21 protein-coding genes are annotated in these 21,505 nt (G+C 70.1%); 14 read left to right on the forward strand and 7 right to left on the reverse strand.

All coding sequences use genetic code 11. The features are described from left to right. Positions 1-68 precede the first annotated feature (68 nt). Positions 69-794: an SDR family NAD(P)-dependent oxidoreductase gene (locus ACFW0G_RS09555; RefSeq protein ID WP_378324457.1), complete on the forward strand. Its 726-nt coding sequence runs from the start codon at positions 69-71 to the stop codon at positions 792-794. 12 nt (positions 795-806) lie between these two features. Here the strand turns inward: ACFW0G_RS09555 and ACFW0G_RS09560 are convergent, their stop codons facing one another. After that, on the reverse strand, positions 807-1,988 hold the full coding sequence (locus ACFW0G_RS09560) for a PQQ-dependent sugar dehydrogenase (protein ID WP_378324458.1): 1,182 nt from the start codon (positions 1,986-1,988) through the stop codon (positions 807-809). Positions 1,989-2,090: 102 nt separating this feature from the next. Between ACFW0G_RS09560 and ACFW0G_RS09565 the strand changes: the two genes are divergently transcribed. Beyond that, complete coding sequence (locus ACFW0G_RS09565) at positions 2,091-3,359, forward strand: acyltransferase family protein (RefSeq protein ID WP_378324460.1); 1,269 nt, start codon at positions 2,091-2,093, stop codon at positions 3,357-3,359. Then, entirely contained in the window at positions 3,356-4,102 is a 747-nt protein-coding gene (locus tag ACFW0G_RS09570; protein WP_378324461.1) for an SGNH/GDSL hydrolase family protein, read from the forward strand. The genes ACFW0G_RS09565 and ACFW0G_RS09570 overlap by 4 nt, the downstream gene beginning before the upstream one ends. A gap of 37 nt (positions 4,103-4,139) precedes the next feature. Here the strand turns inward: ACFW0G_RS09570 and ACFW0G_RS09575 are convergent, their stop codons facing one another. Continuing rightward, positions 4,140-4,793: a response regulator gene (locus ACFW0G_RS09575; protein WP_378324463.1), complete on the reverse strand. Its 654-nt coding sequence runs from the start codon at positions 4,791-4,793 to the stop codon at positions 4,140-4,142. Further along, complete coding sequence (locus ACFW0G_RS09580; protein WP_378324464.1) at positions 4,790-5,959, reverse strand: sensor histidine kinase; 1,170 nt, start codon at positions 5,957-5,959, stop codon at positions 4,790-4,792. Before ACFW0G_RS09580 ends, ACFW0G_RS09575 begins: the two co-directional genes overlap by 4 nt. Before the next feature lie 132 nt (positions 5,960-6,091). Here ACFW0G_RS09580 and ACFW0G_RS09585 point away from each other — a divergent pair, with 132 nt between their 5' ends. The 3 genes from ACFW0G_RS09585 to mfd all read left to right on the forward strand — a co-directional run bounded on the left by ACFW0G_RS09585 (position 6,092) and on the right by mfd (position 11,224). Beyond that, complete coding sequence (locus ACFW0G_RS09585; RefSeq protein ID WP_378324465.1) at positions 6,092-6,706, forward strand: class I SAM-dependent methyltransferase; 615 nt, start codon at positions 6,092-6,094, stop codon at positions 6,704-6,706. Then, positions 6,678-7,184: a DedA family protein gene (locus tag ACFW0G_RS09590; RefSeq protein WP_378324466.1), complete on the forward strand. Its 507-nt coding sequence runs from the start codon at positions 6,678-6,680 to the stop codon at positions 7,182-7,184. The genes ACFW0G_RS09585 and ACFW0G_RS09590 overlap by 29 nt, the downstream gene beginning before the upstream one ends. Positions 7,185-7,663: 479 nt before the next feature. After that, complete coding sequence (gene mfd, locus ACFW0G_RS09595; RefSeq protein ID WP_378324518.1) at positions 7,664-11,224, forward strand: transcription-repair coupling factor; 3,561 nt, start codon at positions 7,664-7,666, stop codon at positions 11,222-11,224. Positions 11,225-11,293: 69 nt separating this feature from the next. On the opposite strand, the gene ACFW0G_RS09600 is transcribed toward mfd, so the two are convergent. Continuing rightward, on the reverse strand, positions 11,294-11,710 hold the full coding sequence (locus ACFW0G_RS09600; RefSeq protein ID WP_378324467.1) for a hypothetical protein: 417 nt from the start codon (positions 11,708-11,710) through the stop codon (positions 11,294-11,296). Between the two features lie 221 nt (positions 11,711-11,931). Between ACFW0G_RS09600 and ACFW0G_RS09605 the strand changes: the two genes are divergently transcribed. Next, positions 11,932-12,942, forward strand: a complete 1,011-nt coding sequence (locus ACFW0G_RS09605) for a hypothetical protein (RefSeq protein ID WP_378324468.1) — start codon at positions 11,932-11,934, stop codon at positions 12,940-12,942. Continuing rightward, positions 12,939-13,862, forward strand: a complete 924-nt coding sequence (locus tag ACFW0G_RS09610; RefSeq protein ID WP_378324470.1) for a MazG family protein — start codon at positions 12,939-12,941, stop codon at positions 13,860-13,862. Before ACFW0G_RS09605 ends, ACFW0G_RS09610 begins: the two co-directional genes overlap by 4 nt. A 359-nt stretch (positions 13,863-14,221) precedes the next feature. Here the strand turns inward: ACFW0G_RS09610 and ACFW0G_RS09615 are convergent, their stop codons facing one another. Beyond that, positions 14,222-14,959 carry a transporter substrate-binding domain-containing protein gene (locus ACFW0G_RS09615; protein WP_378324471.1) on the reverse strand — a complete coding sequence of 246 codons (738 nt, stop codon included), beginning with the start codon at positions 14,957-14,959 and terminating at the stop codon, positions 14,222-14,224. A gap of 87 nt (positions 14,960-15,046) precedes the next feature. Between ACFW0G_RS09615 and ACFW0G_RS09620 the strand changes: the two genes are divergently transcribed. The 6 genes from ACFW0G_RS09620 to ACFW0G_RS09645 are packed head-to-tail and all read left to right on the forward strand — an operon-like array spanning position 15,047 to position 20,100. Continuing rightward, entirely contained in the window at positions 15,047-15,598 is a 552-nt protein-coding gene (locus ACFW0G_RS09620; protein ID WP_378324473.1) for an RNA polymerase sigma factor, read from the forward strand. Beyond that, positions 15,595-16,398, forward strand: a complete 804-nt coding sequence (locus ACFW0G_RS09625; RefSeq protein ID WP_378324474.1) for a zf-HC2 domain-containing protein — start codon at positions 15,595-15,597, stop codon at positions 16,396-16,398. The genes ACFW0G_RS09620 and ACFW0G_RS09625 overlap by 4 nt, the downstream gene beginning before the upstream one ends. A gap of 17 nt (positions 16,399-16,415) precedes the next feature. Further along, entirely contained in the window at positions 16,416-17,219 is an 804-nt protein-coding gene (locus ACFW0G_RS09630; RefSeq protein ID WP_378324475.1) for an ABC transporter ATP-binding protein, read from the forward strand. Next, positions 17,216-18,583 (forward strand): hypothetical protein, encoded by a 1,368-nt coding sequence (locus ACFW0G_RS09635; protein ID WP_378324477.1) that lies wholly within the window; start codon positions 17,216-17,218, stop codon positions 18,581-18,583. Before ACFW0G_RS09630 ends, ACFW0G_RS09635 begins: the two co-directional genes overlap by 4 nt. Before the next feature lie 60 nt (positions 18,584-18,643). After that, positions 18,644-19,327, forward strand: a complete 684-nt coding sequence (locus ACFW0G_RS09640; protein WP_378324478.1) for a FadR/GntR family transcriptional regulator — start codon at positions 18,644-18,646, stop codon at positions 19,325-19,327. Then, positions 19,324-20,100, forward strand: a complete 777-nt coding sequence (locus ACFW0G_RS09645; RefSeq protein ID WP_378324480.1) for an ABC transporter ATP-binding protein — start codon at positions 19,324-19,326, stop codon at positions 20,098-20,100. Before ACFW0G_RS09640 ends, ACFW0G_RS09645 begins: the two co-directional genes overlap by 4 nt. On the opposite strand, the gene ACFW0G_RS09650 is transcribed toward ACFW0G_RS09645, so the two are convergent. Beyond that, positions 20,097-20,507, reverse strand: a complete 411-nt coding sequence (locus tag ACFW0G_RS09650; RefSeq protein WP_378324481.1) for a PPOX class F420-dependent oxidoreductase — start codon at positions 20,505-20,507, stop codon at positions 20,097-20,099. The two genes, ACFW0G_RS09645 and ACFW0G_RS09650, sit on opposite strands and share 4 nt — an antisense overlap. A gap of 44 nt (positions 20,508-20,551) precedes the next feature. Next, a complete protein-coding gene (locus tag ACFW0G_RS09655) occupies positions 20,552-21,454 on the reverse strand; it encodes a PIG-L family deacetylase (protein ID WP_378324482.1) in 903 nt (300 codons plus the stop codon). Between the last annotated feature and the right edge of the window lie 51 nt (positions 21,455-21,505).

Below are 21,505 nucleotides of genomic sequence, written 5' to 3' on the forward strand. Positions count from 1 at the left end.
ACCAAGCCGTCCTGGAGCCACTCCAGCGCTAGGGTCGGGTACACGGCTACGAACGGAGGTACTCGACAATGGGGCAGAGCAGGGAAATCGTGGTGACCGGCGGCGGTACCGGCATCGGGTACGCCGTGGCGTCGGCCTTCGCGAAGGCGGGGGACCGCGTCACGATCACCGGGCGCCGCGAACGGGTATTGGGCGAGGCCGCGACGCTGCTCGGTGCCCGGCCGGTGGTGTTCGACGCGGCCGACCCCGCCGCGGTGACCAGGGCACTCGACGAGCTGCCCGAGCGGGTCGACGTGCTGGTCAACAACGCGGGTGGCAACATCGACTTCCTGCGTGAGCAGCCGGACGATCTCACCGCGTTCGCCGCGGGGTGGGAAGCGAACATCCAGTCCAATGTGTACACCGCGGCGCTGGTCACCCGCGCGCTGCGCGACCGGCTCGCCGACGGCGCCCGCGTCGTCACGATCGGGTCGATCGCGGCGCACACCGGGGCCGGCTCCTACGGTGCGGCCAAGGCGGCGATCGAGGCCTGGAACATCGACGTGGCAAGGGAATTGGGGCCGCGCGGGATCACCGCGAACGTCGTGGCGCCGGGGCTGGTCGGCGACACCGAGTTCTTCCGCGGCAAGCTCAGTGACGAACGGCGCGAATGGCTCATCGGCAACACGTTCACCAAGCGCGCCGGCGAGCCCGACGACGTCGCCGAGGTCGTCACATTCCTGGCGAGCCCCGGCGCCCGGCACGTCACCGGCCAGGTCGTGCACGTGAACGGCGGCGCGTTCGCCGGACGCTAGCGGGTAGTTCGATCAGGCGGGCGTGACGCGGAGCAGCTTGTCGTCGGTGCCGTTGGACGTCGTCACGTACAAGGCGCCGTCCGGGCCGCTCCGCGCCGCGCGCAGCCTGCCGAACCGGTCGTCGAACTCCGGCGGCAGCGAGACGTCCTTCACCGTGCCCGCCGCGTCGAGTTGGAACAGCAGCAGTTTCTGTCCTTTCAGCGCGACGACGGCCAGCGCGCCCTCGTTCGCTCCCCACCGGGAACCGGTCAGGAACGCGTCGGCGCAGATCGCCTCGGTGATCTTCCCGGTTGTCCACAGTGGAAGGACGGCGTCCGGGAACCGGTTCGTGTCGGTCATCGGGACGCTCTCGTCGTAACTGCTGTCGGTGCCGCCCTTCGACGGGTCCCAGCCGTAGTTCGCCCCGGCACGCAACAGGTTGACCTCGTCGTCGAAGGCCGGTCCGTGTTCGGCGGTGATGATCTGGTTCGTGCCCGGCCGGATCGCGACGCCCTGTACGTTCCGATGTCCGTAGGTGTAGATCCGCCGCTCGTTCGGATCGGCCGAACCGATGAACGGGTTGCCCGGCACCGGTTCCCCGGTCTTCGGGTCGATGCGCAGCACCTTGCCGCCGAGGCTGTGCCGGTCCTGCGCGAGTATCGATCGTGCGGTGTCGCCGGTGCCGACGTACAACGCGCCGTCCGGGCCGAGCGTCGGACGGCAGCCGGAGTGCCGCCCGCTCGGGTTCACCGGCAGCCCGGTCAGCAGGTCCCGTACCCGTGCCGCACTCGCGTTGTCCTCGGCCAGTTTCCAGGTCACCAGCCGGACGTCGACGGCGCGTGCGCCCTCCTTGTGCGTCTGGCAGGTGGTGAACTCGCGGGACGTCGCGAAGTCCGCGCTCACCGAGAGACCCATCAGGCCGCCCTCGCCGTTGACGAGGACGTCGGAGAAGTCCGCGGCGACGTTCGTGGTGCGGTCACCGCTGACCAGCGCCAGCTTCCCCGGACGCTGCGTGACGAGGATGGCGCCGCCGGGCAGGAAGCCGACGTCCCAGCCGTGCTCCAGACCGGACGCGACCTGCTCGACCTTGAACGCCCCGGCGGCGGGTCGCGCCGTCGACGGCGCCGGTCCCGGCAACTGCTGGGTGCTCGCGGCCGAACAGCCCGTGACCAGGGCCGTCACCGACGCGAGCAGAGCTACGACAGCGGGGCGCATGCACCCAGGATGCCCCGATGTCCGATGTGGCGCCACGACTTGCGACACGACCGCGACAGGGCGTGGACCCGGCCCGCACACACGGTCGCCACCCTCGGCGGCATGACTGACGTATTGACCGCCCCTAGTGCCACGGAAAGAAAGCGGCATCTCCCGGCGTTGGACGGGCTTCGCGGCGTCGCGATCGCGGGAGTGCTGTTGTTCCACACCGGCCATCTGTCCGGCGGTTTTCTCGGCGTGGACCTGTTTTTCGCGCTTTCGGGCTACCTCATCACCGGACTGCTGCTGCGCGAGGTCGAAACGACCGGGACGGTGTCGCTGGTCGCGTTCTGGGGCAGGCGCCTGCGCCGTCTGGTGCCGGCGTCGGCGGTGATGCTGGCCGGGGTCACGCTGCTGACCTGGGCGCTGGGCCCGCCGGATCTGCTGCGGTTCGCGCTGGTGGACGGTCCGTGGGTGCAGTTCGACCTGGTCAACTGGCATCTGCTCGCCGAGTCCGCGAGTTACTGGGACCGGTTCGGCTCGACCCGGGTGTTCGAACACCTGTGGAGCATCGCGGTCGAGGAGCAGTTCTACGTGATCTGGCCGGTGGTGCTCCTGCTCGTCGCGCGCTGGGCGAGGCGGGCGGAATGGCCGGTCGCCGTGATCGCGGCCGGTGTTTCGGTGGCGTCGCTGATCCTCATGGTGGTGCTGCTCGACCCGGCCGACACGACCCGCGTCTACACCGGCACCGACACCCGCGCGTTCTCGCTGATGCTGGGCGCGCTCGCCGCGACCGAGCCGGTGCGGCGCCTGCTCGCCCGGTTCGGCGGGAAAGCCGTCCTGATCATGCTCACGGCAGGGCTGGCGGTGACCTGGTCCTTGGTGGACGGTGAGAAATCACTGTGGCTGTTCCGTGGTGGGCTGTTCGCACATTCGCTCGCGGCCGCGCTGGTGGTCGCACTCTGTGCACAGGCACCGCAAAGCTGGTTCGCCCGCGTGCTGGCTAGCCCGCCGCTGCGGTGGCTGGGGCAGATCTCCTACAGCCTGTACCTGTGGCATTGGCCGGTGCTGCTCTTGCTCACGCCCCAACGGACAGGTGTCGACGGGTGGGCGCGGACCGCCGTCGTCTGCGTAGTGTCGATCGGGCTGGCGACGCTGTCGAAGTACCTGGTGGAGGACCCGATCCGGTTCCGCGCACGCTGGGCGCGGGGACGTTCGGGGGCGGTCGCGTTCGCCTCGGCCATGGCCGCGCTCGTCGTGCTGTGGGTGGCCGTGCCGTCCCCGGCGGCGACCACGATCGACGTCGGGAGGCTCGGAGTGGCGGCCTGCGACAAAGCCGCGACATTCCGGGGACAGTGCCAGGACACCGGATCGGCAGGGTCGGTGTCGTGAGGAAAACAACCAAGCTGATGGCAGGCCTGGCAGTGGCGCTGATGGCGCTCGCCGGCTGCGCGAACGAAACGTCCACAAAGGAAGCCGCGGTGAACAAGCCGGGGCTGTCCAAGGTGTTGTTCATGGGTGACTCGATCGCCGAGGGCGAGTCCCTGCCGCTGGAAGCGGCGGCGAAGGCCAGCGGCCTCACGCTGAAGTCGCTCGCCTCGGCCGGTGGCGGTGGCGTGGTCGGCCCCATCGCGGAGATGACGTGGAAGGACTTGCCTGGCACCGTAAGCGATTTCAAGCCCAACGTGATCGTCTATCAGATCACGACGTACGACTGGGGCTCCGAGCAGGAGCAGCGCGCCGGGTACGAGCGATTGGTGAAGACGGCGGCGGATGCCGGCGCGCGGCTCGTCTTCGTCCCGTTCCCGCCCATCACCCCGGACGAGTTCTACGCGTCCCATATGGACGATCTCAACCGGACGCCGCAGGTGGCCAAGGAGGTGGCGGGCGGCTCCGGCGGACGCGCCGTCGTCCTCGACAGCACTGCCGTGTGGGGGGCCACCTACCAGCGCGACCGGGACGGCAAAATCGACCGCAGCACCGACGGCATCCACACCTGCCCGCAGGGCGCGGCCCGGTTCACCACCTGGCTGCTGGGCGAGCTGGCGAAGCAGTTCCCCGGGTTCACCCCGGCGTCCCCGCAGACCTGGGCCAACACCGGCTGGGCCGCTGACAAACGTTTCAAAGGCTGCTGACCGCTTCCCGACCGGCCACAGTGTCCACTGTGGCCGGTCAGCCGCCGGGGCGGACCAGCCCGCTCTCGTAGGCGAACACCACCGCGTGCACCCGGTCCCGCAGCCCGAGCTTCCCGAGAATGCGGCCGACGTGCGTCTTCACCGTCGTCTCGCCGATGTAGAGCTTCCCGGCGATCTCGGAGTTCGACAGTCCTCGTGCGATCAGGCCGAGAACGTCCTTCTCCCGCTCGGTCAATGAGTCCAGTTTGGACACGTCGGCGGGGGTGCGATCGTCGGCGAGGTAGCGGTCCAGCAGCCGCCGGGTGACCGACGGCGACACCATGGCGTCGCCGCGCAGCACTCCGCGCACGGCCACCAGCATCTCGTCCGACGGCGCGTCCTTGACCAGGAATCCGCTGGCCCCGGCCCGGAGCGCGGAGTAGGCGTACTCGTCGAGGTCGAACGTGGTGATCACCAGCACCCGGACGTCCGGGAACCCGGCGCAGATCCGCTCGGTCGCGGCGACCCCGTCCAGCACCGGCATCCGGACGTCCATCAGCACCAGGTCCGGCACCAGCTCACGGGCCGCGGCGACCGCCTCCTCGCCGTTCGTGGCCTCGCCGCAGACGGTCAGGTCGGGCTGGCTGTCGATGATCATCCGCAGCCCGACCCGCACCAGCTCCTGGTCGTCGCAGATCAGGACGCGGATCACGCGGCGTCCTCCAGCAAGAGAGTCGCACTCACGCGATAGCCCCCGTCTTCCGTCGGCCCGGTGTCCAGCTTGCCGTGGTACATCTCGACCCGCTGCGCCATCCCGGTCAGGCCCCGTCCCGACGACGGTAACGCGGGGGCGGGATGTTCCCTGCCGCCGGAATTGGTGACTTCGACACGGATTTCGCGCCGGGCGCCGCCAGGTCCGAAGTCGACTTCGACCCGGCCGGTGGCGTCGGCGGGCGCGTGTTTGATCATGTTGGTCAGCGCCTCCTGGACGATGCGATACACCTGCAGCGCCGCGCTCGCCGGCAGCTCGGCGGGTTCGCCGGTGACGGCGAGATCGACGCGGCGGCCTCCGGTGCTCACCTGATCGACGAGGGTACGCAGCTCGGTGACCGTCGGTTGTGGACTGCGGCCCGCTTCACCCGCGTGCAGCACTTCGAGCAGCCTGCGGAGCTCGGCGAGCGCGTCGCGGCCGGTGCGGCTGATGGTGTCGAGCGTCCTGTCGACGGACTCGGGATCCTGGTGCCGCATGAGTTTCGCGCCCTCGGCGTTGAGCACGATGACGCTCATGCTGTGCGCGAGCACGTCGTGCAGTTCACGGGCGATGCGGGTGCGTTCCTCGGCGACGGCGGCCCTGGCCTGTGCCTTCTCCTCGGATATCGCCAGTTCGGCGCGGATCCCCTCCTCCTCGGTGAGCTTCTCCCTGGCACGGAAGAACTCGCCGAGGGCCCAAGCCGCGATGTGCAACGGCAGGCCCGCGAGGAAGGCGGTCGGGATGTTCTGCGCGGCCACGCCCCAGGTGACGGCCCAGCCGATGTCGAGCGCCAGGATGCAGCAGGCGACCACCGCGGCGAACCGGCGATCACCTCGTTTGACCAGGGTGAACAGCACGACGGCCAGTGCGAGGTCGCCGCGGCCGCGATCGGAGGCCCACATGGTGTTGGTGTAGGCGGTGACCACTCCGGCGATGATCAGGACGGCGGCGGTCCTGGGGTACCGCCGCCGGAACAGCAACGGCAGCAGGAAGAGGTAGGGCACCAGCAGGATCGCGTGCGAGACGCCCGGGAATTCACTCATCGGCCGCATGAACACGAACACGGCGTACAGCGGCAGATCCCGCACCCAGGGATGTCCGCGGAGCCAGATGTTCAGCCGGTACACGCGTCGAACGTAACCCGGATCGCCGTGCGCGGGCGTCGTCCCGCGGTACCGATCGGGTCCTTCCGCAGGAGGACGGAACCGCGACGACGCGGCCGACGCCGGGCCACAAGACCCGTTCCTAGCGTCGAAAACATGTCGATCACCAGGGAATTCCTCCGCCACCCGGTCCGCACCGGTGCCATCGCGGCGAGCTCGCCCGCGCTGGCCGAAGCGATGACCGCGGGTCTCGGGCTGGAGCGCGCGAACACCGTCGTCGAACTCGGGCCCGGCACCGGCGTGTTCACCCGGGCCGTCCTCGACCGGCTGCCGCCCGGCGCGCGGCTGACCGCGTTCGAGATCAACCCGCGGCTCGCCGCTGACCTGCGACGTCGCTTCGCACACGCGCCGGTCGAGGTCGTCGAGGACTCCGCCGAGACACTGGCCGCGCGCGTCGCCGGCCCGGTGGACGTCGTGGTGTCCGGTCTGCCGTGGACGGTCATGTCCGACGCGGTGCAGGCCCGCATCCTCGACGCGGTCACTGCCGTCCTCGCCCCGGAAGGCTGCTTCAGCACCTTCGCCTACGCGCACGTGGCGTGGACACCACCCGCGCGCCGGTTCGCCGCCGCGTTGCGGGCCCGGTTCGCGGTCGTCGACCGCGGCCCGGTGGTGTGGCCGAACCTGCCGCCCGCCTTCGTCCACCGCGCCGCGCTGCCGGTCGCCTCCCGAACGGAACCGCGTCGTGGACAGTCTGCTACGGCCACTCCTTGACGCTCCGGCGCCGTGGGTCTACCTGATCTGTTTCTTGTTGATCACCGCGGAAACGGCGCTGCTGCCCGGAATCATCCTGCCCACACTGTCCACTTTGCTCTTGATGGGCTTCCTCGCGCAGCGGGGCACCCTTGACCTGGGACTGGCGCTGGCGGTCGCCGTCGTGGCCGCGGTGCTCGGGGATCAGCTCGCCTATCTGGAGGGAAAATACTGGGGGCCGCGACTGCGCTCGTCGCGTTTCGGGCGCCGCATCGGCGCCCACCGCTGGGAGCGGGCGGAATCGGCGGTGGCCCGCTACGGCGTCCCGGCGGTGATCGCCGGACGCTGTCTCGCGGGCGTGCGGACACTGGTGCCGCGGGTCGCGGGTTCGGCGGCGATGCCGTACCGGCGGTTCGCCGCGGGGAGCGTGTGCGCTGCGGTGCTGTGGGCGAGCGTGGAGATCCTGCTGGGCCAGGCGGGCGGTGCCGCCTTCGGTTGACGGCTCCGGCGCGGCGCCTCACCGAGGGACGCCTTCGTCGCGTTGCCCAGGCGTCACGTCCCTCGGGCTGCCCGAACGCTGTGAAGGGGTCCTTCAGCGCACTAGACGCCACGGAAGTTCCCCTCACGACGTATCTGTCCACAAAGGACGTACTCCCGCCCCGCCCTCGACCGGCGTCCAGTTCGGGTCCGTGAATGCCACATTGAGGGACTCAGAATCCCTCAATGTGGCATTCACGGACCTCGCCACCGCCGCGATCCGAGTTGTCCACAACCGCCTTCGTTGTCCACAGATTTCCCGCACCACCCCGCCGAGGCCCCCGGAGCCGATAGACTGGCTGCAGGGGTGCCCCCGGGACGGGAGGGGGCTGACCACCCCGATGGAGCCACCCGGGAGCCCTGTCCGGCAGGGCGGGAGACGGCGGTGATCGCCGCCTTGTCGGTGGCGGCACGTAGGCTGGAACAGTGACCGACGCTCCACTGTCCGGACTCCTCCACACCATCCTTCCCGACCCGGCCCTGCGCGGGGTGGTCGAGCGCGCCGGCGCTCCGCTGCTCGAGCTACAGGGCCCGACAGCGGCACGCCAGCTCGTCGCGGCCGCGCTGGCCACCGGAGACGGCGGAAAGGCCGGCCGCCCCGTCCTCGCGGTGACCGCCACCGGCCGCGAGGCAGACGAGCTGACGGCTGCCCTCGGCGCGCTGCTCGGCGCCGATGCCGTGGCCGATTTCCCCTCATGGGAGACGCTGCCGCACGAGCGGCTGTCCCCGCGCGCGGACACCGTCGGCCGCCGCCTCGAGGTGCTGCACCGCCTCGCCACCGAGGACGAGCAGCTCCGTGTCGTCGTCGCGACGGTGCGTAGCCTCATCCAGCCGATGGCGCCCGGCCTCGGCGCGCTCATGCCGATCGACCTCACCGTTGGCGAGGAACACGACTTCGAGGGCCTGCTCGACAGGCTGGTCGAGCTGGCCTACACGCGCGTCGACATGGTCGAGAAGCGCGGCGAGTTCGCCGTTCGCGGCGGCATTCTCGACCTCTTCGGTCCGACCGCGCAGCATCCCGTCCGCATCGAGTTCTGGGGCGACGAGGTCAGCGAGATCCGCGCGTTCGCGGTCTCCGACCAGCGCTCCCTGCCCGGCGAGATCCCCCGCGTCAGCGCGCCGCCGTGCCGCGAGCTGCTGCTCACCGGCCCGGTCAAGGCGAAGGCCGCCGAACTCGCGAAGACGTACGAGGCCGACGCGCATCTCGCCGAGATGCTCACCAAGCTCTCCGACGGCATCCCGGTCGAGGGCATGGAGGCGCTCATCCCGGTCCTCTGCGAGGGCGAGCTGGAGCTGCTCACCGACGCGATGCCCGTCGGCACCCACGTCCTGCTGGCGGATCCGGAGAAGATCCGCGCCCGCGCCGCGGATCTCGTACGCACCGGCCAGGAGTTCCTGGAGGCCTCCTGGACGACGGCGGCCGCGGGTGGCCAGGCCCCGATCGACCTCGGCGCCTCCGCGTACCGCGACCTCGCCGAGATCGCCAAGCATGCCCAGGAGACCAAGCGCCCCTGGTGGACACTCACCCAGCTGACGAGCGAAGACCCGGACGTCTACCGCGTCACGGTCGAGCCGGCGCCCGCCTACCGCGGCGAGCTGGAGCGCGCGATGACGGATCTGCGCGCCCACGTCGCCGCCGGCGGCACGGCCGTGCTGGTCGTCGCCGGGCAGGGCACCGCCGCGCGCGCCGTCGAGCAGCTTTCCGCCGCCGACGTCCCCGCCACGCTGGCGGGCGAGGGGCTCGCCGAAGTGCCCGCGGCGGGCATCGTCACGGTCACCTGCGGCGGCCTCGCGGAGGGCTTCGTCTCCCCGGAACGCGCACTGGTCGTGCTGACCGAGGCGGATCTCACCGGCCGCGGCGCCACCGCCGGACAGTCCACAAAGGACCTCAACACCAAGATGCCGTCCCGGCGGCGCAACGCGGTCGACCCGCTCGCCCTCAAGGCGGGCGACTACGTGGTGCACGACCAGCACGGCATCGGCCGCTTCGTCGAGATGGTGCAGCGCACCGTCGCGGGGGCGACCCGCGAGTATCTGCTGCTGGAGTACGCCTCGTCCAAGCGCGGCCATCCCGGCGACAGGCTCTTCGTCCCCACCGACCAGCTCGACGAGGTCTCCCGGTACGTCGGCGGCGAGCTGCCCACGCTCAACAAGCTCGGCGGCTCCGACTGGAAGAACACCAAGGCCAAGGCCAAGAAGGCGGTCAAGGAGATCGCCGCCGAGCTGGTCCAGCTCTACGCCGCCCGCCAGGCCGCGCCCGGCCACGCGTTCGCCCAGGACACGCCGTGGCAGTCCGAGCTGGAGGACGCCTTCCCGTTCACCGAGACGACGGATCAGCTCGCCGCGATCGACGAGGTCAAGGGGGACATGGAACGCGGCGTCCCGATGGACCGCGTCATCTGCGGCGACGTCGGCTACGGCAAGACGGAGATCGCCGTGCGCGCCGCGTTCAAGGCGGTGCAGGACGGCAAACAGGTCGCCGTCCTCGTGCCGACGACGCTGCTCGCCCAGCAGCACCTCAGTACCTTCCAGGAGCGGATGCGCTCGTTCCCGGTCACCATCAAGGGGCTCTCCCGGTTCACGAACAAGGCCGAGTCCGACGCGATCCTCGAACAGCTCGCGGCGGGTGAGGTCGACATCGTCATCGGCACACACCGCCTGCTGCAGACCGGGATCCGCTACAAGGACCTCGGCCTCGTGATCGTCGACGAGGAGCAGCGGTTCGGCGTCGAGCACAAGGAACACATCAAGGCGCTGCGTACCCACGTCGACGTGCTGACCATGTCCGCGACGCCGATCCCGCGCACGCTGGAGATGTCGCTCGCCGGCATCCGCGAGATGTCCACGATCCTCACCCCGCCCGAGGACAGGCACCCGATCCTGACCTACGTCGGCGCGTACGACGACAAGCAGGTCGGCGCCGCGATCCGCCGCGAGCTGCTGCGCGACGGCCAGGTTTTCTACGTTCACAACAGGGTTTCCTCGATCGAGAAGGCCGCGCGGCGCATCCGCGAGCTGGTGCCGGAGGCTCGCGTCGTCACCGCGCACGGCCAGATGAACGAGGAAAAGCTCGAAAAGATCATCCAGGGATTCTGGGAGAACGAGTACGACGTCCTCGTGTGCACCACGATCGTCGAAACCGGCCTCGACATCTCCAACGCGAACACGCTGCTCGTCGAACGCGGCGACCTGCTCGGCCTCGCCCAGCTGCACCAGCTGCGCGGCCGGGTCGGCCGTGGTCGCGAGCGCGGCTACGCGTACTTCCTGTACCCGCCGGAGGCGCCGCTCACCGAGACGGCGCACGACAGGCTCGCCACGATCGCGCAGAACACCGAACTGGGCGCGGGGATGGCCGTCGCGATGAAGGACCTGGAAATCCGTGGCGCGGGCAACATCCTCGGTGCCGAGCAGTCCGGGCACATCGCGGGCGTCGGCTTCGATCTGTACGTGCGTCTCGTCGGCGAAGCGGTCGACGCCTTCCGCAAGCACGCGGGCGCGGAGCCGACCGAAGACGAGGAGCTGGCCGAGGTCCGCGTCGACCTCCCGGTCGACGCCCACATCCCGCACGACTACGTGCCGGGCGAACGGCTCCGGCTGGAGGCGTACCGGAAGATCGCCGCGGCGCCGGACACCGCGGGCCTCGACGCGGTCCGCGAGGAACTGATCGACCGCTACGGCCAGCCGCCTGCCCCGGTGCAGCGGCTGCTCTCGGTCGCCGCGTTCCGGCACACCTGCCGCGCCGCGGGCGTGACGGAGGTGGCCGTGCAGGGCAACACCATCCGGTTCGCTCCGTTGCCATTACTGGATTCGCAATTGGTGCGGCTGAAACGCCTTTATCCGAAGGCGGTGTACAAGGCCGTCACGAATACGGTCTCGGTGCCGAAGCCGACCGAAGGCCCGGCGGGCGGGCGCATCGGCGCGCCGATGCTCCGCGACGACGCGTTGCTCGACTGGTGCGCGAAACTGCTGACCCACCTGACGAAAACCCCGGCACCGGCCTGATTTCCCGGCAAAGGTGCGGTGAAGGCCTCCTTCACGGATTCGGCGGAGTGGTGTGGGATCCGAAGCCGATCAGGGGCTGAGCGTCACGCCTTGGGTGAGCGGCGGTTCCGATTCGGCCAAGCGGGTGTACCGCTCCTCCTGCGGTACGGGCAGCGCACCCGCGCCCGCCATCGGCATCGGACGCGGCCCGCGCGGAACCCGCGAGCCCGAACCGCCACCGCGGCCGGGGTAGATGAGCAGCCCGTGTTCGGGGTCCGGGACGGCATCGAGCGCGGCCGTCACCGCCGGAAGACTCCGGAAACGGTCGCGTCGTGCGTCGGTGGCGAATTCGATTTCGAGGATTACGCCCCAGCGGTACTGGTGCCACGTCCAGTGTTCGGCGCCGTTCGTGATCGCGGCTTCCGTGAGGTTGTCGCCAAAGGACCGGCGCCAGGAACTCGCGGGAAACGCCCCGTCGAGCACCTCGATGGTGAGCCAGTGGTCCATGGAGCCGAGGCTACGCCGATGAAGACGGCCGCCCATCGGCCAAAAGGTCGAAGGAGGCTCGGCTGCCGCGCGGCTCGCCTGGCGAGCCCCCGGCGCACTGGGCCCGGCGGGGCGAGTCCCTTTTCCGGGACGGTCCGGACGTAACGGAAGGGCACGACACGCGTACCTGGATGCACGACACGGTTCTCGTCGCCGGTGTCGTATGAGAGGGTGTGCGTGTGATGCGGATCATGGGGCGCCCTCGCGGGCTGATCGCTGTCCTTGCCGGCGCGCTGCTGCTCTCCGGATGCGGCGCCGGGCCCAGCCAGGTCGGCGCGGCGGTGATCATCGGTGACCGGTCGGCCTCGGTGGACCAGGTACAGAGCCTGATCGACAAGGCTGTCCGGGAACAGCCGTACGCCCAGCAGCTCGCGCGGCAGCACAAGCTCGATCTCGTCGGGCGCGAGGTTGTCCGCCAGCTCGTGGTGCACGAGCTGATCGGAAAGGCCGCCAAACAGGAGGGCCTGACCGTCGACGAGACTCAGCTCGCCAAGGATCTGCAGGACGACCAGCTCAGCCGGCCAGTGCCGGTCGAGCTGGCGCAGCAGAGCCCGGCGACCGCCGTGTCGCTGGTCGTGAACAGCGCCCGCGACCACCGCGAGGCACTCACCGACCAGCTCCTGCTGCGGCAGCTCGGAGCGAAGTACCTGCCGAAGCTCGCGGTGACCCTGGACTTCGCCCTGCCCGTGCCCGATTCCGCCGCCGCGCCCGACCCCGCCGCCGTGCGTGCTCAGGCGATCAGCACGGCGAAGCAGTTCGCCGCCGACCCGCGCGCGGCGTCCGAGATGATCAAGAGGGAGCAGAAGAACCCCAACGCCTCGGTCGGGACCCGGACCTTCGCCGCCGTTCAGACCCCGGCGGCCGCGTCCAAGGTGTACTTCGGGCTGCCGGTCGGTGGCGTCGCCGCCTTCCAGGACTCCCCCAAGGATCCCACCAGCTGGGTTGTCGTCCTCGTGCGTGAACGATCCGACAACAAGCCGGTGGCGGTCGACCAGTCCAGTGAGCCCAACGCCGCGCAGCTCGTCGCGCTCGGGCGGCGGATGCTGGAGCCGTACCTGAGCCTGGAGGACCTGCGCGTCAACCCGCGTTACGGCGTGTGGGATGTTGTCGCAATGGACCTCGCGCCGACCGAAGCCGCCACCCAGGGCGTAGTGCTGCTTCCGAACAGTGCCGCTCGGGCCAAACAACAGTGACAACGTCCGTCGTCGTGGTCGCCCGAGGGGCGACGCTTCCGGCGGCCGCACTCCCGCTTCTGCGTTCCCAACCCGTGTACGCGGCTTCAGACGTCGACCCCGCGACCTTCGGCGTGCCCTCGGTCGCCGAGGCGCCCGGCACGCAAGGCATCGTCCTGATCGCCGCGTCCCGGTCCGAGCCCGCTGCGGCGTCGTTGCTCGCCGCCGGGGCCCGGGTGGTCGAGACGCCGGTGCCGCCGCTGGTCGAGGCCGTCGAGGTGATGGATCGCCTGCGGTCGCCGGGCGGCTGCCCGTGGGACGCGGTGCAGACCCACGAGTCGCTGGTGCAGTACCTGGTCGAGGAAACCTACGAACTGCTCGACGCGATCGAGGAAGGCGACCGGACGGCGCTACGCGAGGAACTCGGCGACGTGCTGCTCCAGGTGCTGTTCCACTCGCGTGTCGCCGCCGAGCACGGGGAAGACCCGTTCGACATCGACGACGTCGCACGCGGGCTGGTCGAAAAACTGGTCGGCCGTCATCCGCACGTGTTCGCCGACGCGACGCGGATCGAGACTGCCGAACACCAGGAAGTCAAATGGGAAGAGCTGAAACAGGTCGAGAAGCGCCGTGAGTCCATTGTGGACGGCGTCGCCCTCGGCCAGCCCGCCGCCGCGCTCGCGGGGAAGCTCGGCCAGCGGACCGGGCGGGCGGGTATCCCGCTCGACCTCTTCCCGCAGGGCACCGACGTCGCCGCGCAGCTCTTCCGCGCCGCCGCCACCGCCCGCCGCGCCGGGATCGACCCCGAGGGGGAACTGCGTGGCCTGGCCAAACAGTTCGCCAGGAACGTCCGCGCCGCCGAACAAGCCGCCCGCGCCGTCGGACTCGAACCGACGACCCTGGAAGCCGACGGCTGGCGCAAGTTCTGGCCCTCCGCCTGAGCGCCGGGCCGGGGTGCTGAAGGAATGAACGGAAGATTCAGGACACTCTGAGCGCCCCTACCAAACAGCCTACGCGCGGGGTCCGACAAAACGGGGGCCGCTCGGGTATGGAGGCGCACCGAGGGACGCCCACGGTGCGTTGGGTGCGCCGAGGGACGCCCTTGGTGCGTTGGGTGCGTCGCCCGGGTCAAACCCCGGGCAGCCGGAACGCACCCGGGCCCGCGAGCAAGGGACCTTCGCTACCGCCCCCCAGCACTGTCCACACAGGACAAAAGCGTCGTCAAGGCCACCTTACGGGCGTCAGACGCCCGTAAGGTGGCCTTGACGGCACGACGCGACCCCGAACAGCCCCGGCGAGATCACTCGGCGGAGGCGGGAGCGACGATCGCGCCCTCGACGGAGTGGCGCTTCAACGCGTCCGCGACGAAGCCGCTCGCCTTCATCTCCTCCACGAACGCCGCCAACGCGGCCCGCGCCTCGCCGCCACGCCCGGCGGGAAGACCCATCGCCTGCTGGATCACCATGAACCGCCCCGGCAGGACCCGGACCCCCGGCGACCGCGACGCCTCTCGCTCCAGCACCTGCCGGATCCCCGCCGCCACCGATACCGAGCCTGAACGCAACGCCGCGACGGCGCCCGCCGCGCCCTCGAGCCGGACGATCTCCGCCTGCCGGATCTCCCGCGTGAGGAACAGGTCGTACGCACTGCCGGAGCCGACCGAGATGCGCTGCCCGGCAGCGTCGACCTGCGCGTTGCCGGGCAGGGGCGACGATTCCGGCACCAGGTACGCGCCTTCGATGAGCACGTACGGCGCGGTGAACAGCAGGCCTTCGCTCCGCGCCGGGTCGATGGCGAAGAAGCCGATGTCGGCCTGTTCGCCGCGCACCGCCTCGACCGACGCGGCGGCCTTCTCGAACACCACGAGTTCGACGTCCACGCCGAGCCGCGACGCGAACTCGCGGGCGAGGTCGACGGACACGCCCGCCGGCTCACCGCTCACCGCGTCCCGGCCCGCCAGGATCGGGTTGCCGAGGTTGATCGACGCGCGCAAGGTGCCGGTGGGGGCGAACGCCGGCACGAGATCGGAAGTGGTCATGGGCGCAGCCTACGTAACGGCGAAAGTATGTGACACAGAACACCATCGAGTGAGAACCTGTCGCCGGATTCCGGCGTCTTGCCTGGTGTGAAGCGTGCACTAGGCGAGTTGGACGAGGAGAAGCTCATCCGGCTCACAGCCAAAGGCGACCGAGCGGCGTTCGAGGAGTTCTACCGCCGCACGTCGCCGTGGCTCATCGTGCGTCTGCGCCGCCGCTGCTCCGACGAGCAGGTCGTCGCCGACGTACTGCAGGAGACCTACCTCGCGGTGTGGCGGGCCGCCGGCTCGTTCGCCGGCAGCGTGACCGGGGGCAGCGCCGTCGGCTGGGTGTGGACCATCGCCGCGCGCCGCCTCGTCGACGCCTTCCGCCGCCGGGCGCACCACGCCCAGCCGCCGCCTACGATGCTGGCCGTGGAACTGGCGCCCGCGGCCGAGGACGAGGCGCTGGCCACCACGGTGGGCGACGACGTCGGTGACGCACTGCGCCGCCTCGCCCCCGAACTTCGCGCCGTACTGCAGGCGATGGTCTTGGACGGCCTGACCGTCCGTGAGACGTCGATCCTGCTCGGATTGCCGGAAGGAACAGTCAAAACCCGTGCACGCAGGGCGCGGATCGCCATGCGGGAGGCCATGTCATGAACGCCGAACACGCTTCGGCCGCGCTGATCACCAGATACGTGCGCGGCGAGGAACTCGCCGGTGACGCCGTCTGGGCACTGGAATCCCACCTCGAAACCTGCGCGGACTGCCGAGGCAGGCTCGCCGAGGTCGACACCCCCGGCACGCTCACGGCGCTCGAGAGCGTCTGGTCCCTGCTGGAGCCGGAACTCGCGCGGACGACCCCGGCACCGCGCCGGAGAGCTGCCTGGCTCAGCACCTGGGTGACCCCGGTGATGCTGCCGTGGCTGCTGATGGCCCTGCTGGTCGTCGTCGCGGCCGTGGCCATGGACCGGTTGTGGCGGGGCGAGGACGGCATCTCGTTCGTGCGGCTCTTCGCGCCGATCCTGCCGGTACTGGGAGTCGCGGCCGCGTGGACCCGCGGCGTCGACCCGGCATACGAGTTGACCGCGGCGACCCCGAGGGCAGGGCTCTATCTCGTGTTCAGGCGGACGGCCGCGGTACTGGCCGTGGTGGTCCCGCTGCTCCTGCTCGCCCAGTGGGCGACCGGCGGCAGCATCGCGATGACCCTGCTGCCCAGTCTCGCCTTCACCACCGGCACGCTCGCGCTCGGCGGCGTCATCGGCATGGCCAGGGCGGCGTACGCGCTGATCGGGGTCTGGGCCGCCATCGTGATCGTGCCGACCGTGACCTCCCAGCGCGAAACGTTCCTGTTCAGCAAGGAGTGGCTGCCATTGTGGGCCACCGCCCTGGTCGTCACGGCGATCGTCATCGTGCTGCGGCGTAGTGCTTTCACGCGGCTCAGCGCGCGGCAGGCATGAGAAGAGGGGAAGATGTGATGCGTCCGGTGAGTGCCGCGGAAGTCGCTCCGGCGACTTACGCGCAGGAGATCCACGCGGAAGGACTCCAGGTCAGGGTCGGCAGGCGCAAGCTCGCCGTCGACGGCTTGGATCTCGCGCTGGGCGTGGGAGTACACGGCCTTCTCGGCCCGAACGGGGCCGGGAAGACCACGCTGATCAGGGCACTGGCCACGGTGCTCCGGCCGGCGGGCGGCAGGCTCGTGTTGCTCGGTGAGTCGATCGGGGGACGCATCGATCAACGCGGCCTCCGTCGCCGGATCGGCTACCTGCCCCAGGACTTCGGTTTCTACAAGCGTTTCACCGTGCGCGAGTTCGTCGAATACCTCGCCTGGCTCAAGGAGATGTCCAAAAAGGACATCCCGGCCGCGGTACAGCGCGCGATCGACCGCGTCGGCCTCACCGACCGCGCCGACGACCGGATGAAAACGCTTTCCGGAGGCATGGTGCGCCGCGCGGGCATCGCGCAGGCGATCGTCAACGACCCGGACATCCTGCTGCTCGACGAGCCGACCGCGGGCCTGGACCCGATGCAGCGCGTCCGGTTCCGCGAACTCCTCCAGGAGATCGGCCAGGACGCCTGCGTCGTCGTCTCGACTCACCTCGTCGAGGACGTCGCGGCCGCCTGCACCGACGTCGTTCTCTTCGCCGAAGGCAACCGCGTTTTCCAAGGCACACCGGACGATCTCGCCGCTGCGGGCAGCTCCGACGACATTGGCGACAGCCCGATCGAGCGCGGCTACTCCGCGATCCTCGGCGGCGACCGGAAACGAGGGAACTGGTGAACGCGCGTATCCTGCGTATCGAGCTGCGCCGCACGATCGCGCCGTGGACGGCGCTCCTGCTTCTCGCGGTCGCGATCTTCACCGTGTACGCGATCCGCGGGCCGATCCTGAGGTTGCCCGCGGCCTTTGGGCAGGAGTGGGTGTCGTCCGCGTTGTGGACCCGCATGCTGCTGATGTACCTGCTGCCGATCGTCATCGGCGCCGGAGCGCTGCAGGGCATGCGCGACAGCCGGTCCGGCACCGTGGAACTCCTCGGCACGACACCGCGTCCTGCCTGGCACCGCGCGGCGAAGCTGGCGGGACTCCTCGCCGGTCTCTCCTTTCTCGCCTACGCGGTGATCTTCGGCATCGGTGCGGCGCAGGTCGTCGCCCGCGGCGGATACTTCTCGTTCGCCTGGCTCCCGGCGTTCCTGATCGGTGGGCTGGCGGTCGTCGCCGTGGCTTGTATCGGGCTCGGCGCCGGGCGCGCACTGCCTTCCCCGATCATCGCGCCGGTCCTCGCGGTCGTGACATTCGTGGTCGAGGCGGCGCTGTACCTGTCCTTCTTGAACAGCACTTTCGGCGAGGGCTTCCTGCCCAACCAGGTCTCGTTGCTGGCGCCGGCGTTCGCGGACCCGCAGACCGTCTTCGCGACCACGGCCACCTCGGTCGACATTGGACAGACACTGTGGTTCCTCGGTCTCGCCGTCACCGGTTTTCTCCTCTTGGTGGTGAAATCGGTCCGGGTCAAGGTGTTCGCACTCGCTCCGATGGCGCTCGGCGCGCTGATCGCGATCCCGCTGTTCCCGGCTTCGCCGGCGGACGACCTGGTCTTCGATCGTGCTGCCGCCGAGCTGGTGTGCGACGGGCCCGTCTGCGTGACGCGAGTGCACGAGGACAGGCTCGCCGGACTGGTGGGCCCTGGCCGGGAAACCTTGCGGCTGCTGGCGAAACTGCCGGGCGCCCCGACCAAGGTCGTGGAATCGTCGGCTCCCGCGTCGTTCCGCGACGTGATGCCGCGCGATCCCGCCACGGTTTTCGTCGACCTCCAGAGCTACGTGGGTCAGCACACGGCCCCGGCCGATCTTCCTCGCGTCCTGGTCGGCGGGGCAGGAGTTTCGTCGTGCTTTTCGGTGCAGCGCGACGAGCCGCGGGAGTTCGCCGCGCGCGTCGTCGCCGCCGCGTGGTTCGTCGGGGACCTGAAGCCTTTCCATGCGGGCTCGTACTCCGATCAGCGGGCGGCGCCGATCGCGGAGGCGGCTTGGCGCGCTCTGCGAGCGTTGCCCGAGCCGGAGCAGCAGACGCGGATCCTGGCTCTGCGGCAGGCGCTGCTCACCTGCCACGGCGATGCGCTGGACGCGCTGGTTCCGGGTATCGCCAGGTGAGCGTACTCACCTCAGACGTCTGAGGAATTCTGTTAGGCTCGCCCCGACACGGGAGGCGAGATGACGGGACTGCGGCACGGGCCGGTGGTGCCCCAGGTCGAACGCCTGCTGCGCGAGATGCTTCGCGAGAAGCGCTGGGGCGCGGGCGGGCGGCTGCCGAACGAGGTCCAGCTCGCGGCGGAACTCGGCGTCGGCCGCTCGTCGGTGCGGGAGGCGATCCGGCTGCTCGCACGCGACGGCTGGGTCGACGTGCGGCACGGTTCGGGCACCTTCGCCGTCCGGGAGATTCCCGTCGACGTCGGCCGGATGCTGCGCCGCGCGGAACTGCTGGAGCTGCACGAGGTCCGTCGCGCGCTGGAGGTCGAAGCCGCGCGCCTCGCGGCGAAACGCATCCGGCGCGAGGACGTCGCCGGGCTGGCGGCGCGGCTGGACAAGCGGCAGGCGCACCTCGAGGACAGCCCGGCCGCGTTCGTCGACGCCGACCTCGACTTTCATCGCGGCGTCGTCGAGCTGTCCGGAAACGCTGTGCTGCTGGGCCTTTTCGACTCCGTCCGGCCCCAGCTGCGCGAGGCACTGGTCGACATGGTCGCCCACGAGGCGGGCCTGCCGGATCAGTCGTGCTCCCACGCCGAGCTGCTGACCGCGCTCGAAAACGGGGACCCCGAAGCCGCGATCGCCGCCACGGTGTCCAATGTGGACACCATTATGGACTTTCTCCGCTCGAAACAAGGAGATGATCGATGACCGCCGTGCTGCGGATCGACGACATCGATTTCGTCCGCGACGGGACCTACCTGCTCGACAGCGTTTCGCTGACCGTCCGGCAGGGGGAGCACTGGGCGCTGCTCGGGGCGAACGGGGCGGGCAAGAGCACGCTGCTGGGCCTCGCCGGGGCCGTCGCGCATCCGACGCGGGGCGTCGTCGAGGTGCTGGGGCGGCGGCTCGGCCGGGTCGACATGCGGGAGCTGCGCTCGTACCTCGGGCACGTCAACCCGCGGCATCCGCTGCGAACGCCGTTGAGCGTAAGGGAAGTCGTGCTCACCGGGCTGACCAACACCACCGAACTCGTCCCGCGCTGGGCACCCACGGCCGAGCAGGCCGCGCACGCGGACGAGCTCATCGGCCTGCTCGGCCTGGACCGGCGTAGTACGGCCGCGTGGCCGGTCCTGTCCCAGGGCGAGCGCGGCCGGGCCCTGATCGCCCGCGCGCTCATGCCCGAACCGCGGCTCCTGCTGCTCGACGAACCCGCGACCGGCCTCGATCTCGCGGCCCGCGAACAGTTGCTGACCGCCATCGACCGGCTGCGCGGCGAACACCCGTCGCTGGCGACGGTGCTGGTCACCCACCACCTCGAAGAACTGCCCGCGACCACCACGCACGCGTTGCTGCTGCGCGAAGGTCGTTGCCTGGCGTCGGGCGAGGTCGACGACGTGCTGACCACCGATCAGGTGAGCAAATGCTTCGATCACCCGGTCCGGATCACCCGCCGCGAGGGGCGCTGGGCGGCCCGCGCCTAGACGTCGCGGTTGTTCGGGACGAGGTCGAGGGGGTCGTGGTCGCCGTCTTCGATGCCCATGCTGATGATCCGTTCGGGATGGATGCGGATCACCGCGCCGTCGAGGTGGCCGTCCGGGGCGAACACGCCGGGGATCGCCTCGCCGCGGCCCCGGATCTCGAGGCAGCGGATCCGCATCGGCTCCAGCGACGGCCGGTCGTCGACGACGAACGCCACCTGGCCGTTGGCCGCGACGTTGCGGTACTTCCTGCTCCTGGTCAGGTTGTACCCGGTGACGTCGATGGCCTTCGCCTCCGGATTCCAGGTGAAGGCGACCGGGCTGACCTGCAGTGTCCCGTTCGGCTGCGCGGTCGCGATCCGGCCGAGCGGCTGGGTGGACAGGTACTCGATTTCGGCTTCGGTGAACATGTCCTCAGCGTCCAACTTCAAGTTCTCTTGAAGTCAAGCCCGGGTCAGCACGAGGTGAAGTCGTCGGGCGGGACCCACCGGGCGCCGGGGAAGAAGATGCGGCCTTCCGGGCGGTACTGCCTGCCCATCGCGACGCTCCACGACGTCGAGAAGGTTTGCGTGTCCAAGGGCTGATAGGCCTTCCACACGGCGGTTTTCTCGTCACGCCAGTAGCCGAACACGTTGTCCGGCAGTGTCCTGATGATGTACCCGAGGTACTCGTCGCGGCGGATCTTCGTGCTGCCCGCGGCGTCCGCGTCGGCGTCGGCGGACAGGATCGCCCCGGAGATGTGGTCCACGTGATCGGTGTTCGGTGCCGGATCGCGATGACCGAGGCTGTTGTGGGTCCGGATGTAGTCGGGCCGGATGGTGTCGATGATCGAGCCGAGCATCCCGACGAACGAGTCCTTTGTGTACGGAGCGCGGCCGTCGATCGGCTGGGCGACATAGGCCGGGAGGTGCAGCATCCGGAACAGGTCGCCGCAGGGATCGCCGTGCCCGCCGTCCGCGGCGTGCACGAAGGTGAAGACGAGGTGGACATTGGTGCCGTTCAAGCGGTTCGTCGCCAGGTCGTGGCCGCCGAAGGACATCGGCTCGTAGGTCCACTGGTTGGCCCGGTGCGCTGCCCGGGCGTAGGCGGCGCGCTCACCTTGGATGCGTTTGTCGGCGTAGGCGAGGTCGCCGGGCGGGGTCTCGCCGGCGGTGAGGTAGACGATCCAGACCGCGTAGCCCGCCTGGACGTCCGACGTGATGTCCGGGCTCATGAACAACAGGTCGTCGTCCTCGTGGGAACTGAACGTGAGGGTGGTGGCGGCGGGGACGGCCTGCGCCGCACCGATCATCGGAGTAGCAACGAGAACACTCGTCGTGACGATCAGTGCGCCGGCGATGGGGAGCAGACGGGTCATGGCAGCCCCTCTCCTGGTGACGTTAGGTATCCAGGAGGTGGGCAAAAGGGT

The sequence above is a fragment of the Amycolatopsis sp. NPDC058986 genome (genome assembly GCF_042741125.1).
In the GTDB taxonomy this organism is placed as follows: domain Bacteria; phylum Actinomycetota; class Actinomycetes; order Mycobacteriales; family Pseudonocardiaceae; genus Amycolatopsis.

Bases quoted from the DNA above. Each gene is read 5' to 3' on its own strand.
- ACFW0G_RS09555 (WP_378324457.1), top strand. From the start codon at position 69: ATGGGGCAGAGCAGGGAAATCGTGGTGACCGGCGGCGGTACCGGCATC.
- ACFW0G_RS09560 (WP_378324458.1), bottom strand. From the start codon at position 1,988: ATGCGCCCCGCTGTCGTAGCTCTGCTCGCGTCGGTGACGGCCCTGGTC.
- ACFW0G_RS09565 (WP_378324460.1), top strand. From the start codon at position 2,091: ATGACTGACGTATTGACCGCCCCTAGTGCCACGGAAAGAAAGCGGCAT.
- ACFW0G_RS09585 (WP_378324465.1), top strand. From the start codon at position 6,092: ATGTCGATCACCAGGGAATTCCTCCGCCACCCGGTCCGCACCGGTGCC.
- ACFW0G_RS09600 (WP_378324467.1), bottom strand. From the start codon at position 11,710: ATGGACCACTGGCTCACCATCGAGGTGCTCGACGGGGCGTTTCCCGCG.
- ACFW0G_RS09605 (WP_378324468.1), top strand. From the start codon at position 11,932: ATGCGGATCATGGGGCGCCCTCGCGGGCTGATCGCTGTCCTTGCCGGC.
- ACFW0G_RS09615 (WP_378324471.1), bottom strand. From the start codon at position 14,959: ATGACCACTTCCGATCTCGTGCCGGCGTTCGCCCCCACCGGCACCTTG.
- ACFW0G_RS09625 (WP_378324474.1), top strand. From the start codon at position 15,595: ATGAACGCCGAACACGCTTCGGCCGCGCTGATCACCAGATACGTGCGC.
- ACFW0G_RS09630 (WP_378324475.1), top strand. From the start codon at position 16,416: ATGCGTCCGGTGAGTGCCGCGGAAGTCGCTCCGGCGACTTACGCGCAG.
- ACFW0G_RS09640 (WP_378324478.1), top strand. From the start codon at position 18,644: ATGACGGGACTGCGGCACGGGCCGGTGGTGCCCCAGGTCGAACGCCTG.
- ACFW0G_RS09645 (WP_378324480.1), top strand. From the start codon at position 19,324: ATGACCGCCGTGCTGCGGATCGACGACATCGATTTCGTCCGCGACGGG.
- ACFW0G_RS09650 (WP_378324481.1), bottom strand. From the start codon at position 20,507: ATGTTCACCGAAGCCGAAATCGAGTACCTGTCCACCCAGCCGCTCGGC.
- ACFW0G_RS09655 (WP_378324482.1), bottom strand. From the start codon at position 21,454: ATGACCCGTCTGCTCCCCATCGCCGGCGCACTGATCGTCACGACGAGT.